Origin of the sequence: Oceaniferula flava (assembly GCF_016811075.1) — a bacterium.
In the GTDB taxonomy this organism is placed as follows: domain Bacteria; phylum Verrucomicrobiota; class Verrucomicrobiia; order Verrucomicrobiales; family Akkermansiaceae; genus Oceaniferula; species Oceaniferula flava.
Genome location: NZ_JAFBGL010000001.1, coordinates 218,332 through 231,557, shown reverse-complemented (window position 1 = coordinate 231,557; position 13,226 = coordinate 218,332). Strand labels below are relative to the sequence as shown.

Annotated in this window: 10 protein-coding genes and 2 tRNA genes; 9 read left to right on the top strand and 3 right to left on the bottom strand. The window is 57.8% G+C overall.

Annotated features, from left to right (window positions below):
* Positions 1 to 49 precede the first annotated feature (49 nt).
* The 3 genes from nadB (at position 50) to JO972_RS00965 (ending at position 2,814) form a co-directional block, all read left to right on the top strand.
* Complete coding sequence (gene nadB / locus JO972_RS00975; protein WP_309488118.1) at positions 50 to 1,663, top strand: L-aspartate oxidase; 1,614 nt, start codon at positions 50 to 52, stop codon at positions 1,661 to 1,663.
* Between the two features lie 41 nt (positions 1,664 to 1,704).
* Positions 1,705 to 2,598 carry a hypothetical protein gene (locus tag JO972_RS00970; RefSeq protein ID WP_309488117.1) on the top strand — a complete coding sequence of 298 codons (894 nt, stop codon included), beginning with the start codon at positions 1,705 to 1,707 and terminating at the stop codon, positions 2,596 to 2,598.
* Positions 2,599 to 2,726: 128 nt separating this feature from the next.
* Positions 2,727 to 2,814: transfer RNA gene (locus tag JO972_RS00965), tRNA-Leu, on the top strand.
* Between the two features lie 183 nt (positions 2,815 to 2,997).
* Here JO972_RS00965 and JO972_RS00960 read toward each other — a convergent pair.
* The 3 genes from JO972_RS00960 to JO972_RS00950 form a co-directional block, all read right to left on the bottom strand.
* Positions 2,998 to 4,512, bottom strand: a complete 1,515-nt coding sequence (locus tag JO972_RS00960; protein ID WP_309488116.1) for an arylsulfatase — start codon at positions 4,510 to 4,512, stop codon at positions 2,998 to 3,000.
* Positions 4,513 to 4,724: 212 nt separating this feature from the next.
* Positions 4,725 to 4,810, bottom strand: a tRNA-Leu gene (locus JO972_RS00955).
* A gap of 88 nt (positions 4,811 to 4,898) precedes the next feature.
* Entirely contained in the window at positions 4,899 to 6,455 is a 1,557-nt protein-coding gene (locus JO972_RS00950; RefSeq protein WP_309488115.1) for a zinc ribbon domain-containing protein, read from the bottom strand.
* Positions 6,456 to 6,620: 165 nt separating this feature from the next.
* On the opposite strand from JO972_RS00950, the gene JO972_RS00945 reads away from it, so the two are divergent.
* From JO972_RS00945 to JO972_RS00920, 6 genes are all read left to right on the top strand, one after another.
* Positions 6,621 to 7,319 carry a zinc ribbon domain-containing protein gene (locus tag JO972_RS00945; protein ID WP_309488114.1) on the top strand — a complete coding sequence of 233 codons (699 nt, stop codon included), beginning with the start codon at positions 6,621 to 6,623 and terminating at the stop codon, positions 7,317 to 7,319.
* A 15-nt stretch (positions 7,320 to 7,334) separates the two neighbouring features.
* Entirely contained in the window at positions 7,335 to 8,378 is a 1,044-nt protein-coding gene (locus tag JO972_RS00940; RefSeq protein ID WP_309488113.1) for an Mrp/NBP35 family ATP-binding protein, read from the top strand.
* 81 nt (positions 8,379 to 8,459) lie between these two features.
* Positions 8,460 to 9,350, top strand: a complete 891-nt coding sequence (locus tag JO972_RS00935; protein WP_309488112.1) for a DUF58 domain-containing protein — start codon at positions 8,460 to 8,462, stop codon at positions 9,348 to 9,350.
* 264 nt (positions 9,351 to 9,614) lie between these two features.
* Positions 9,615 to 10,115 (top strand): hypothetical protein, encoded by a 501-nt coding sequence (locus JO972_RS00930; protein WP_309488111.1) that lies wholly within the window; start codon positions 9,615 to 9,617, stop codon positions 10,113 to 10,115.
* Between the two features lie 17 nt (positions 10,116 to 10,132).
* Positions 10,133 to 11,131, top strand: a complete 999-nt coding sequence (locus JO972_RS00925; protein ID WP_309488110.1) for a VWA domain-containing protein — start codon at positions 10,133 to 10,135, stop codon at positions 11,129 to 11,131.
* 73 nt (positions 11,132 to 11,204) lie between these two features.
* The gene (locus JO972_RS00920; RefSeq protein ID WP_309488109.1) at positions 11,205 to 13,199 is read left to right on the top strand and encodes a VWA domain-containing protein; all 1,995 of its coding nucleotides are present in this window, start codon (positions 11,205 to 11,207) and stop codon (positions 13,197 to 13,199) included.
* The last annotated feature ends 27 nt before the right edge of the window (positions 13,200 to 13,226 follow it).

Sequence of the window (13,226 nt, the reverse complement as noted above, 5' to 3'; positions counted from 1 at the left end):
CCAAGCGCGCGCTGGACATGGCGACCGAGTCCCATACACTGGCGGTCTGATGAATTCTGACTTTCTCGTCATCGGCAGCGGAATTGCCGGTCTCTCTTTTGCCATCCGCGCTGCGGAACATGGCACCGTCATCGTGCTCACCAAGGGCAAGGCTCTGGAATCTAACACCACCTGGGCGCAGGGCGGTATCTCGGCGGTGCTCCCCGAGGGGCTGCGCGAAGATGGCGACACCATCGCCAGTCACGTGGAGGACACCTTGGACGCTGGAGCCGGACTCTGTGACGAGCAGGCCGTGCAAACTATCGTGGAAGAAGGTGCCGCCACCATCGAGGAGCTGATTTCCTGCGGTGTCGATTTCGATAAAAATGGCGCAGACTTCTCACTCGGCAAGGAAGGTGGGCACAGCCACCGCCGCATTCTGCACTCGAAGGACACCACCGGTCGCGAGATTGCAGAATCGCTGTTGGAAACCGCCCGAAAGCACCCGAACATCACCCTTTTGGAAGAACACTTCGCAGTGGATCTCATCACCAGTGGCAAGCTTGGCATGGTCTCCGAGGACCGTATTCTCGGTGCCTACGTGCTCGATGAAAGCACCGGCGACGTGAACATTTTTCGCTCGGACCGCGTGGTGCTGGCCACCGGCGGCTGTGGCAAAGTCTACCTCTACACCACCAATCCGGACAGTGCCACCGGCGATGGTTTGGCCATGGCCTGGCGGGCAGGCGCACGGATTTCCAACATGGAGTTTGTGCAGTTCCACCCGACCTGCTTTTTCAACCCCGCCGCCACCGGCGCCAAGGCGCGCTCGTTTCTCGTCTCCGAGGCCGTTCGCGGCGAGGGCGGCATCCTGCGCGATGCCGAAGGTCGCGAGTTCATGGAGAAATACGATCCCCGAAAGTCGCTCGCACCGCGTGACATCGTCGCCCGCGCGATTGACCACGAGATCAAAAAGACCGGCGCCCAGTGCGTCTATCTCGATGTCACCCACAAGCCGAAGGGCTTCATGAAAGAGCGCTTTCCCCACATCCACAAAACCCTGCTGGAGTTCGGGCACGACTGTGAAAAGGCCCCCATCCCCGTCGTCCCGGCCGCCCATTACCAATGCGGTGGCGTCGTCACCGATGTCAATGGCAAGACCGATATCCGCGGGCTCTTCGCCATCGGTGAAGTTGCCTGCACCGGCCTCCATGGGGCGAACCGACTGGCATCGAACTCCCTGCTCGAAGGCCACGTCATGGCCCGCCTGGCCCTGCAGGAAATCCTCCGCCAGTATCCCTTTTCCAAACCCACCCCCGATGCTCCCGAGGTGCCTGCCTGGGAGCATGGCGATACTGCCCCGCCGGATGAAATGGTGGTGATCTATCACAACTGGGATGAGATTCGCCGCCTGATGTGGGATTACGTCTCCATCGTCCGCACCACCAACCGACTGGAAAGGGCCGCCCACCGCCTGATCAACCTGCGCAAGGAGGTCCGAAGTTTTTACTGGGGGCATCGTATCACATCTGATATCTTGGAGCTTCGCAACTTGGTAGCCACCGCTACCTTAGTGGTCGATTGCGCCATGCGCCGTAAGGAGTCTCGCGGAATCCATTACACGTTGGACTACCCTGAGAAAGATCCGAAGGCCTGCGTGCCGACCACCCTCAGACGATTCTAACACCCCAGTCCCCAACCACCCCCAGACCGCTTACCGCATTTATGATCCGCCTCTCACTGACATCCCTGATGACTCTGACAGTCTGTGCTACCGCCCACGCGGATATCACCACAGGTTCCAGCAAGAAGTTTTCAAACCGCAGCAGCTACAGCACCCGGCCCTCTACGACGTCCGGTCCGGTAGTGCGCACCCCCACCGCCCGTCCCACAGGCCGGGCAGCCGTAACTAATCCATTCACCACGATCCGTTATCCGTGGAAAAAAAACATCACCGCCACCGTGTTCTGGATCGGCGAGCGGCCAACACCGCGCAACCCGACGCCGAATCATGCCAGCTCGTGGGACACACAGTGGCAGCTCAACTACGGGGGCTTTGATAATCCAGACAAATCTGCCAGAATCGGCTACCGCCCGAAGGCTTTCACACCGCGCCTGAACCCCTTCTACGTGGCGCTGCCTTACAACGACTGCATCAACCACGCCGTCCATCGCCCCGAGGCCAGTGAGGTCATCCCCTGGTGGAACCGCCGGCCGGATAAACGGCCCGGAAAAACCAGCTGCAAGGGCCGCTGGCTGCAAATCGTGCACAATGGCAAAGTCTGCTACGCCCAGTGGGAAGACTGCGGTCCCTTCACCACTGACGATTGGCAGTATGTCTTCGGCAACAAGCCCCCGAAGAATAGCAAAAACAACGGTGCAGGCATCGATGTCTCGCCGGCAGTGCGCGATTACTTGGGCCTCACATCCCACGAGAAGGTGCACTGGCGCTTTATCGACTTCTCCCGCGTTCCCCGCGGACCATGGTCGCAATACGGCACTAACAACCCTTTCATCAATCCCAAGCTCGATCCGGACCTCAAAGCGAAGCAAGATTACATGCTATACCTGCGAAAAATGCGCGACCGCACTTATCAGCAAAAAAATGTGAGTCGCTAGCCCCCTCTAGAATCCCCCATTTATCAACGATCTGAAATTTTTTCTGCTTTTTAGTAAAACTTATCTTGCCTTTTACTCGCTGAGCACCTACTTCGTCCCCGCACCACGTTTCTACGTTTGGCACCTGTGCGCGGGTGGCGGAATTGGTAGACGCGCTAGACTAAGGATCTAGTCCGAGTTAATCGGGTGCGGGTTCGATTCCCGCCTCGCGCACCATTTAAAAAGCTCTCCTTCTCTTACGAGATCGAGGGCTTTTTTGTGCCTGCGTATAACGGCTGCAGAAGTCGAAACGCATGGCTGATTGAGATCAAGCTGCCCTAGCGCTATTAGTCGGGGCACGAAAAAAGCGGGAGCCCCGAAAAACTCCCGCTTGAAAAACATAGACTGCGCCCAATCCGATCAATCGAGCGAGGTCTTGCCGTCCACAGCTGGAATCGGAAAGTCCGGCTCCACCACACGGTTTTTCAACCAGAAACGCTCCAGCTTTTTGACCAACTCCGGATGAGCTGCCGCCCTGTCGTTTGTTTCCTTTGGATCCACCTCCAGATTGTAGAGTTCCCACACAGATTTTTTCTTATTGAGTAAATTGCGGCGAACTGCCTTCCAGGGCCCCTCACGCACGGCCACGATCCCACCGTAGTTGTGGAAGTCCCACACCATCGGCTCCGGCCGCTTAGGCAATTCCCGGCCAGCTAGAACCGGCATCAGATCAATCCCGTCCAACTTGGTCGACGGCAGCTCAGCGCCACCAATGCCAGCCAAGGTCGTGAACCAGTCAGGAAAGTAGGATGGCATCTCCGTGACGCTCCCAGCCTTCACCTTGGCCGGCCATTTGACCACACAAGGAATGCGAATCCCTCCTTCATAACAACTCCCCTTGAAGCCTCTTAGCCCACCGCGGGAATTGAAGAACTCACAATCGGCCCCACCGATGTTGAAGCGTTCGTCCCGTCCACCATGAGTCGGCCCGTTGTCGGAGGTGAAAATCACGATGGTGTTTTCTTCCAGCCCGTGCTGTTTCAGGCGTTGCAGCACAGCGCCCACGTGTTCATCGAGGTCGGAAATCATCGCGGCGTATCCAGCCCTTGGACGCGGATGCGGCAGGTAGGCATTCTGGCCACGGTATTCGCGGTTCTCGTCCCACTCCTTCGGATATCGGTCGATCCATTCCTGCGGCGACTGGATGGACACGTGAGGTTCCACAAAGGGTAAATAGAGGAAGAAGGGCTGGTCTTTGTTGTCATCGATAAATTGCAGGGCATGATCGAGAATGAGATCCGGAGCGTAGTTCTCAGCAGTGTAATCAGAGGCCTTCACCTCTCCCTCCGGCTTCTTCTTGTGCCCTGGAATGGGATGCTCATTGATGGTCACTTCCTTTTCGTTCGAGTCGAGAAAGGGCGGGTAATAGCTGTGGGCATTGCGCTGACAGTTGTAGCCGTAAAACACGTCAAAGCCCTGCTTGATCGGCGAACCTGTGGTATCGGAAGGACCCAGCCCCCACTTACCGAAGGCTCCGGTCCGGTAGCCGGCGGCTTTCAACACTTCCGCGATGGTGACGGCATCGGCAGTGATCGGCCACTGCCCGGGAAACTTGCGCCCGTTGCCGCTGTCTCTGTTGCCGCGAATCTCAGCGTGGGAGAGGTTCTTCCCGGTCATCAGCACACAACGGGCCGGAGCACAAACGGGGGCTCCGGTGTAATGCTGGTTGAACTTGAGCCCCTCCTTCGCCAGCTGGTCGACATTTGGGGTCATGATTTTTTCCTGACCATAACAGCCCAGCTCGCCGTAGCCGAGGTCATCGGCGAGGATGAAGACAATGTTTGGTTTTGCGGGCTCAGCCACTGCGGCCACTGCCAGAGAGGCCAGCAGCGCCATGGAGAGCCAGGCCTGTTTTTTTCGAGATGGATATTTCATAGTCAGTGATTGATGGGAGCCCTCTAGATGGAACTCATAGTCCATTCATACCCCTTCACCGCCAAGTATCACACGTCGAATCACGCTTTGCGGAAAATGAACACTCGATGAGGAAAAGCGCGCTCCGAACATTTCGTCGGAGCATCCATCACCGCCCTCAGGTGAGGAGCCCATCCCCCATTCAATTCAGGCCATATTTAGAAATCACCAAGTACCGCCGGCCGGGATCGAACCGGCACTCCTGTTACCAGGAAACGGATTTTAAGTCCGTCGCGTCTACCAATTCCGCCACGGCGGCATACTTGGATATTTGCATCACCATCGCGCAGCTGGTAGGTGCCACATGATGGGATCGTCCCGACCACTGGTGCGGAACGGCGTGCAGACTAGGAGCGCTTTTTGATTTCGTCAATGGCTGCTTGCAGAGATTTTTTACCCGCATCATCACGCTTTGCCATAACTTCTTCTATCAGTGGGATACTCGCCACCGTGCCTACCTTCCCCAGAATATCCGAGGCGGCCACCACCTGGCCCTCGTTGAGCTGATCCAGCACAGGCAGTAACAAAACTTGAGCACCCTCGCCAAGCCCCACAAGAGTCTCCGACCAGACAACGGGGTCCTTTTTCCATAGATCCATCAGGATCACATCGGTGCCCTCGGCCTCGCGTTCGATCAGGAAATCGACGGCGCTTTTATCCACCATGTCCACCTTGTGCAATTCCTTCACGGCATCCATGACCACCACCTCACTGCCATCACCCGGCTGGGCCCAGACTTTCAGCGCACGAATAAGCTCCACTTTCATCTCATTGCTACTCGTAGGGAGCATGCTGAGCATTTGCCGAGTGATGTCAGGCCGTAATGCTTTCGGCTCGGAAACCGCCAGACGTTTGACCGCTTTCATTCTGACATCCGGATCGATGTTGGAAAGAGCCTTGAGGTTCTGGCTTTGGAAATCGAGACTCTCTGGGTTCAGCACCTTGTCCTCGTCCAGACGACCAATTTTCGCGCTTTCCACCGTCATATCAATCACCCGAAGGTCATGGGAGATTTTTTCGATGCGGCCAAACTTGGCACAGAGCGCGGCGATTTCGTCCAAGGTTTTCTTTTGTTCAACTAACAGGATAAGACCATTCAGGCCCGTAACGCCTCGATCGTAAGAGGTCTCGCGGCTCACCTTTTCGGTAGCTTCATACAAGTAGGCAGCAATCTTTCCGCGGTCAGCTTTGGACGCGTTGCGCAAATAGATAGCAACCACCGAGTTCGGAGCACCTGAGGCGACAGCTGTCCTCACTGGATCGTAACCGATTTCAAACAAGTAGTCCTCACGCTCCTGTGCCTGCTCCGCCTTGCTGTCCCTTACCTCGTCCGCCGCATCCGCCTGTTCCAGCGGAACCACAGTGGCCAATGTCGGGTTTCCTGGGAAAATAACCGGCATCGCCAAGACCGCGCCACAAAGAATCACACAGGCTAACAAACCGAGCTTGCGAATGTGTGAGGTGCCGTAGAACAACAACCCTCCACCCAGCACAGCAACAAAAGCCACAAAGACAAAGCGCTTGCCTGTTTCCATATCGCGAAGGCTCCCCTCCTTGCCCCCGGCCAAAAGAAAAACCACAATCGTCAGCACCAGAATCACAGCCCCCGCCACTGCAGCCATCGTTCTCCGAGGTCTGGGAGGGCCCACCACGTCAGCAGCCACGCCTTGCTGATAGTGCGCTTGCTGGAAAGCTACCGGACCATTCACCTCAGCCGCCGTTTTGCCAAACTGGTCCAGGCTCTTGTCCTGCTTTTCACCGGGGTAAAATCGCGCTTTTTCGGCGACAACATGTTCGTCGGCCACTTTGAATTGTGCATCACAGGAGCCGCACTCCACGGTCTTTCCAAGGAAATCCTCAGTCACATCAAACTTCTGGCTACAATCGGGGCATTTGATCCTCATATTTTTTGGTGGGTCTTTTGATTCGAGTCGACAGCGGCAGCTACCGTTAGATCTTCAATTATGCCGAAAGGCTATCCCTTCACTGGAATTTTGGCCATGAAGAAAAATATCTTTCTGGCTGCACCAGCGCTTGCTCCAGAGCCATTCAGGGGGTAGAAGCACATCATGCTTGCAGAAATTGAGTCCCTTCTCGTCCTTCAAGACCGCGATCAGCGGATCCTGAAGTTAGAAGCTGACCTAAAACGTATCCCCGTCGATCAAGAACGCGCCAAGGAACGCCTCGCCAACGACCTCGCCGCCGTGGCCACAGCGAAGAGCGCCGTGCAGGAAAATGAGGTCGCGATCAAAAACGTCGAGCTCGATATCGGCACCCGCAAGGACACGCTGACCAAGCTGAAAACCCAGCAGTATGAGACGAAGAAAAACGAAGAGTTCACCGCCCTCGGCAAAGAAATCGAACGTTACAACCAACAAGTCGACGACTACGAAACCACCGAGCTGGAGCTCATGGAAAAAGCCGACGAGCTCCGCGCCGTGGTGAAAAAAGCAGAAGAAGCCCTGGCTCTCACCCAAGAGATGGTCGACGAAGAAATTGCCAACCTCGGCAAGCAGCTCGAACAACGCAGCCAGCAGCTCAGCGAAGTCAAGGCCGAGCGCAGCAAGCTCGCTGCCAAGGTCGATGAGGACAACCTCTCACTCTACGAACGCTTGATGAAATCCAAGGGCGGCGATGCCATTGTCTCTGCCGATAAGGGGCAGTGCAGCGGCTGCCACATGAAGCTCGTGCCTGCCACCATCATCAGTGTCCAAAGCGAGAAAGAAATCACGCAGTGCGAAAACTGCGGCCGCATCTTGTATCTCTAACACTCACCATTTTTTATGACGAAGGAATCGATCATTGAGGCACTGAAGAAGGTGCCCTACCCAGGATTTTCACGCGATATTATTTCATTCGGACTAGTCAAGGACGTCCAAATCGACGGCGACGTCGCCACCGTCCAGATCAGCGTTCAGACCAACGATGCCAAGGTGCCCAAGCAGATTTTCAAATCTTGCCACGAGGTGCTCGATCCCATGCCCGGCCTGAAACACGCCAAGATTGAGATCGATGTGCAAGATCCCCCGGCCCAAGCCGGTGGCTCGGCCCAGATGGGAAAAAACACCATCCCGGGCGTCAAACACGTCATCGCCGTGGCCTCCGGTAAAGGCGGCGTGGGGAAATCCACCGTCTCCGCCAACCTCGCTGTGGCCCTGGCCAAGGAGGGATACAAGGTCGGCCTCTGCGATTGCGATCTCTACGGCCCATCCGTTGCCCACATGTTCGGCAGCCGCGAACGCCCACTCGCGACCGAGGACAATGAGATCATCCCCATCGAAGCCCACGGCGTCAAGTTGATGTCCATGGGGTTTTTGTTAGAGGAAAACTCACCGGTCATCGTGCGCGGCCCGCTCGCCACCCAGTACACCCAGCAGTTTTTGAAAAACGTCCTCTGGGAAGACCTCGATTACCTCATCCTCGATCTCCCGCCCGGCACCGGCGATATCCAGCTGACCATCGTGCAAACCATCAGCCTCACCGGCGCCGTCATCGTCACCACTCCCCAAGAAGTGGCCCTGATCGATGCCCGCAAGGCCGTTTCCATGTTCGCCAAGGTCAATGTGCCATTGTTAGGTCTGGTGGAGAACATGGCCTGGTTCGAGTGCGACCTCGGCACCCGCTACCCCATCTTCGGTGAGGGCGGAGGACAACGTGAGGCTGAGAAACTCAAGATCCCACTGCTTGGCCAAATCCCGATCGATATCCCTACCCGCCGCCAGGGCGACGACGGAGCCCCCGTGGCGCTGCTCCCCGCGGAAGCCAACGCTTCGAGCGCTGCGTTTACCCGCATCGCCAAATCGCTCGCCTCCGCCCACCCCGTTTAAATTCCAACTCAAAGATTCCCCCGGTGGCGACGTTATACCTGTAACATCCGCCGCCCGACTGACGACTCCTGATACCCAACAATGACACCTGACTCCATCGATGAAATCATGCGCCGCGTGCACCGGCTGGAGATCAAGGCCCGCCGCTTGGCGCGCGAAACCTTCAGCGGCGAGTATCATTCATCGTTCAAGGGCAGCGGGCTCGATTTCGAGGACTACCGGGAGTATCAGCACGGGGACGAGACTCGCTTTATCGATTGGAATGTCACCGCCCGCAAGGACACCCCATACATCCGAACCTTCCGCGAGGAGCGTGAACTGGCGGTGATCCTCGCCATCGATGTTTCCGGTTCCAGCCTGTTCGGCAGCTCCCACCTCAGCAAACGTGAACTGGCCGCCGAACTGGCCGCTCTGCTAGCCTTCAGCGCCAACTACAATGGCGATAAAACCGGCCTGCTGCTGTTCGCCAACGAGCCGATCATGTTCCTGCCCCCGGCCAAGGGAACCCGCCACATCCTGCGCATGGTCAGGGAGATCCTCAGCGCCGACCCGGAGGACAAGCGAACCTCCATCCCCGGAGCTTGCAATTTCTTACTGCACACCGTGAAACGCAAATCGCTGATCTTCATGGTCTCCGATTTCTTTGCCCACGACCTCAAAAAGCCCCTCGGTGCTCTGGCGTGCAAACACGATACCATCGCGCTCCGTGTCACAGATCCCCTGGATGAGGAACTGCCACGCATCGGCACCGTCAACCTCACCGATCCGGAAACCGGATGGCAAACCACGGTCAACACCAACAATAGCAACCTCCGCATGGGCTTCAGCAAATTAACCCGCCGAAACCGCGAAGGCATCACCCGCCTATTTAAACAACAAGGCATCGATCACCTCAATCTCAGCACCGACGCCGACTACCTCCCAGCCCTCCACCGCCTCTTCAAAACCCGCACCCGCCGAAGAAACTCCTGAGGCCCGGTTATCAGTTATCAGTTATCAGTTATCAGTTATCAGTTATCAGTTATTAGGAAACAACCAGCGCCAGCCAATGTCCCGTCACCACGACCCAACGGCTCGATCGCAACGAACGCCGGGAAAAAACAGCCATCTCTACCCACCTAACACCCAGACCCGGAGGGTCGATAAAAACTAGCGCGGGGTGAAACCCCGGGAATCCCCCAAGCACCCATAACCCAGTCCCGGAGGGACGACAGAAGCCCCGCCCACCCAGAAAACATGCCACCGATCGAAGACATCACCCCACCCGGTGAATTCCTCCCCGAACCCAACACCCCATGGTGGCTCTGGGCCCTGGTGGGCATCGGTGTCCTGATGATCTTGGCCTTGGTCGCCTGGCTGATTTTCAAACCCAACCCCGCCAAAACCCGCGCCAACCTGTTAGACGATGCCCGCGCCAGCCTCCACAAGCTGAAAGAGGAATCGCCCAAGCTCCCGCCCCACGTCACAGCTACCCGCATCTCCCTGATCATTCGCCGCTACCTCGAAGCCGCGTTCAAAGACCCCGCCCTCTTCGAAACCAACGAGGAGTTCACCCTGCGCCATGACGCTCTGAACAAACTTCACCCCGACTCCCGCGAGCCCGTCACCGCCCACCTCAGCCAGCTGTCCCAGCTGAAATACGCCCCCGTCCACAGCGCGGAACCGGTTCAACTCATCGAGGAGGCCGAAGAGCTGTTAGCCAATATCGAAATCAACGTCAGCCCTGAAACCACCTGACCCCGCGCGCGCCCACGATGTTTGATTTCCTCCAGAACCTCACTCTCGCTCAGCCATGGTGGCTGATTGGTCTCCCCCTGCTCACCCCGCTGCTGTTCTTGCGCAACAAAGCCGGTTCGCCATCGTCGATCACTTATTCCTCGCTCTCCATCCTGGTCAGCCTGGGACAGAAACCACGGCGTGCCCCCGGAGCCTTCACCTTCACCCTGATGGTGCTCGCCCTCGCCTGCGCCATCATCGCACTTGCCCGCCCGCAGCAGCAACATTCGTTCTCTAACCGCAAAGCCAGCGGCATCGATATCGTGCTCGCCATCGACATCTCCTACTCGATGGAGATCATTGATTTCCAACTGAACAATCGCCGGGTGCAACGCATCGTCGCCGCCAAGGCCACTGCCGAGAGTTTTATCAACCAACGCCCCAGCGATCGCATTGGCATCGTCGCCTTTTCAGGTCGACCCTACGTCACCAGTCCGATCACCCTAGAGCACGATTGGCTCATCGAGCAGCTCCGCCAACTCCAACCCGGTCTGGTCCGCGAACAAGGCACGGCCATCGGTTCCGCCATCGCCGCCTCCGCCACCCGCCTGCACGACCGCGAAGCGAAGAGCAAGGTGGTTGTTCTGGTCACCGATGGCTCGAACAACTCAGGCCGACTCTCCCCCGTCGAGGCCGCCGAACACGCCGCGAAGCTCGGCGTCAAAGTGTATGCGGTCGCCATCGGCACCGAGGACGGCCGACTCCGCAACGGGATGCAGTCTCACCCGCAAAAAGAGTTCGATACCGAAACCTTGGAGAAAATCGCCAAGATCACCGGCGGCGAGTATTACCGCGTGCGCGATACCGAGAAGCTCCGCGAGACATTCGACTCGATCGATCAGCTTGAAAAAACCGAGATCAAGCAGCATCGTATCGTCACCACCAAGGAATACTTCCCCTGGTTCCTCGGTGCCTCCTTCCTGCTGGCCACCGCCGCCCTCACCATCCAAGCCCTCAAACCCCAACCGGCGCCCTAATTCTCATCACCCACACCAAGACTCGACACCCTCATAGGTAATTGAAACTTCGATTTTAAAACTTCACCACAACATGTCCTACCTCCACCCCGGCCTCCTGCTCTTGCAGCTGATCCTTCCCTTTATATTATTGGGTGCGATTCTGGCTGCGCGGAAACAGGGACAGGCTTGGAAACGGATGGTCGCACCGCGTTTGCAAAGTCATCTGGTGAAGAAGTCCTCCCCAACCCGCCGTTGGGTGGCGCTTGGACTGGGCCTGTTAGGGTGTGGTTTCCTGATCACCGCCCTCGCCCGCCCCTACCACGGGGAGACCACCACCACCGAGCAGATCAGCACCCGCAACATCCTCATCGCCATCGATACCTCGCGATCGATGTTAGTCAAAGATGGCTCACCGGATCGCATGGCCACGGCCAAGGCCATGGCCATCGAGGTGATCAATGCCTTTCCCAACGACCGCATCGGCGTCATCGCCTTCTCCGGAGCGCCCGTGCTCATGGCGCCGCTCACCATCGATCACGCCGCCGTGCACGAAACGATTAGCCAGCTCGATACCAACGTCATCCCCTCCGGCGGCTCAGATATCAGCGCCGCCGTGGATACCGCCGTGAAGGCATTCAAGAAAACCGGGCAGAAATCGAACGCCCTCATCCTCATCAGCGATGGCGAGGACCACTCACAGAAGATTGATCTCGCCGCTGAGAAAATCCGCAGCAGCAAGACCGTGGTCTGCGCCATCGGCGTCGGCACCACCGCTGGCGGCGTGGTCCCCAGCGCCGAATACCGCGATGGCAAATACCGCGATAGCCAAGGCCAGACCGTGTTCAGTCAGATGACCCCCGAAGCCCTCCAGACTCTCGCCCGCGCCGGCCGCGGCGAGTTCACTCCCGCCAGCTCCGGCAGCACCAAGGCCATCGCCGCCGCACTGGACTCCCTCCAGCGCGAGGAACAGGCCGGCCGCGAGACCACCGTGCCGAAAGAGCTGTTCCAGTGGTTCCTCATCCCCGCCATCCTACTGCTGGCCCTATCCATCGTCGTGCGCTCGGAATTTTTATCGGGAGGGAAGCGCCAGACAAAAAAATCCACCCCTCAGCCACCGCCGATCAAGTCCGCCACCGCCCTGCTCTTATTCGCCCTCTGCCTCCCCCTGCCCGCTGCCAATGTTATCGAACAGGCAGAGGATTTTTACAATCGGAAGGACTACCGGCAGGCACTGAAGTTGTTCAGCAAGGCGCTCCCTAACACATCCGGCGAAGATCGCCGCGCCATCCAATTCTCCATCGGCAGCAGCGCGTATAAACTCAAGGACTGGCAGACCGCCAACGATTACCTTTCGTCCGCCTTACTCACCGAGAACCCAAAGCTCCAGGAGCAGGTCCACTACAACCTCGGAAACGCCCTCTTCATGACCGGCTGGAGCCAGTTCAAACCCGTCGAGAACCCCGAGCAAGATGCCACCGACGACAAGGAATCCTATCACGTCGAGGACCTCGACGCCGCCATCACCGCGGTGGAAGATTCCATCGACCACTTCCAGGCCACCCTCGCCCTCAACCTAAACCACGCCAACGCCGCAACCAACTTGGAAGCTGCTCAAAAATTGTTGGATGAGCTCAAAAACCAACAACAGCAGGAACAGGAAAAACAACAGCAGCAGCAGAACCAGCAGCAACAAGGCGAACAAGACCCCAAGGAAAAAGAAGGCGAGAAGGAGCAATCCGATCAGGGCGAGAAGCCCGATGACCAACCGGGCGACGGCAATCAAGAAAAGCCGGACGACAAAGGCAACGAAGGCGAGCAGGGGGAAAACGGCGAACAGCAAGAAGGTGACCAAGGTGAGCAGTCAGACGACAAAGACCCCAACGAGCAAGGCGAAGGCGAGCAAGGCGACCGCGAAAGCCAACAACCACCGTCCGGCGAGCAGCCCGACCCCAAAGACATGGAGCGCCAAGAAGGTGAGTCCGAGGAAGCCTACGCCGCCCGCGTGCTCAAGGACAACTCCGACGCAGAAACCCGCCCGGTGCAGCGCCGCCTCCTCAGACTCCGCCGCCCCGCCAAAGACTGGTAATCCTCAACACCCAGACTCCACCCCATC

What these genes read in the sequence shown, in the direction of transcription:
- nadB (WP_309488118.1), top strand. Translation starts at nt 50, where the DNA reads ATGAATTCTGACTTTCTCGTCATCGGCAGCGGAATTGCCGGTCTCTCT.
- JO972_RS00970 (WP_309488117.1), top strand. Translation starts at nt 1,705, where the DNA reads ATGATCCGCCTCTCACTGACATCCCTGATGACTCTGACAGTCTGTGCT.
- JO972_RS00960 (WP_309488116.1), bottom strand. Translation starts at nt 4,512, where the DNA reads ATGAAATATCCATCTCGAAAAAAACAGGCCTGGCTCTCCATGGCGCTG.
- JO972_RS00950 (WP_309488115.1), bottom strand. Translation starts at nt 6,455, where the DNA reads ATGAGGATCAAATGCCCCGATTGTAGCCAGAAGTTTGATGTGACTGAG.
- JO972_RS00945 (WP_309488114.1), top strand. Translation starts at nt 6,621, where the DNA reads ATGCTTGCAGAAATTGAGTCCCTTCTCGTCCTTCAAGACCGCGATCAG.
- JO972_RS00940 (WP_309488113.1), top strand. Translation starts at nt 7,335, where the DNA reads ATGACGAAGGAATCGATCATTGAGGCACTGAAGAAGGTGCCCTACCCA.
- JO972_RS00935 (WP_309488112.1), top strand. Translation starts at nt 8,460, where the DNA reads ATGACACCTGACTCCATCGATGAAATCATGCGCCGCGTGCACCGGCTG.
- JO972_RS00930 (WP_309488111.1), top strand. Translation starts at nt 9,615, where the DNA reads ATGCCACCGATCGAAGACATCACCCCACCCGGTGAATTCCTCCCCGAA.
- JO972_RS00925 (WP_309488110.1), top strand. Translation starts at nt 10,133, where the DNA reads ATGTTTGATTTCCTCCAGAACCTCACTCTCGCTCAGCCATGGTGGCTG.
- JO972_RS00920 (WP_309488109.1), top strand. Translation starts at nt 11,205, where the DNA reads ATGTCCTACCTCCACCCCGGCCTCCTGCTCTTGCAGCTGATCCTTCCC.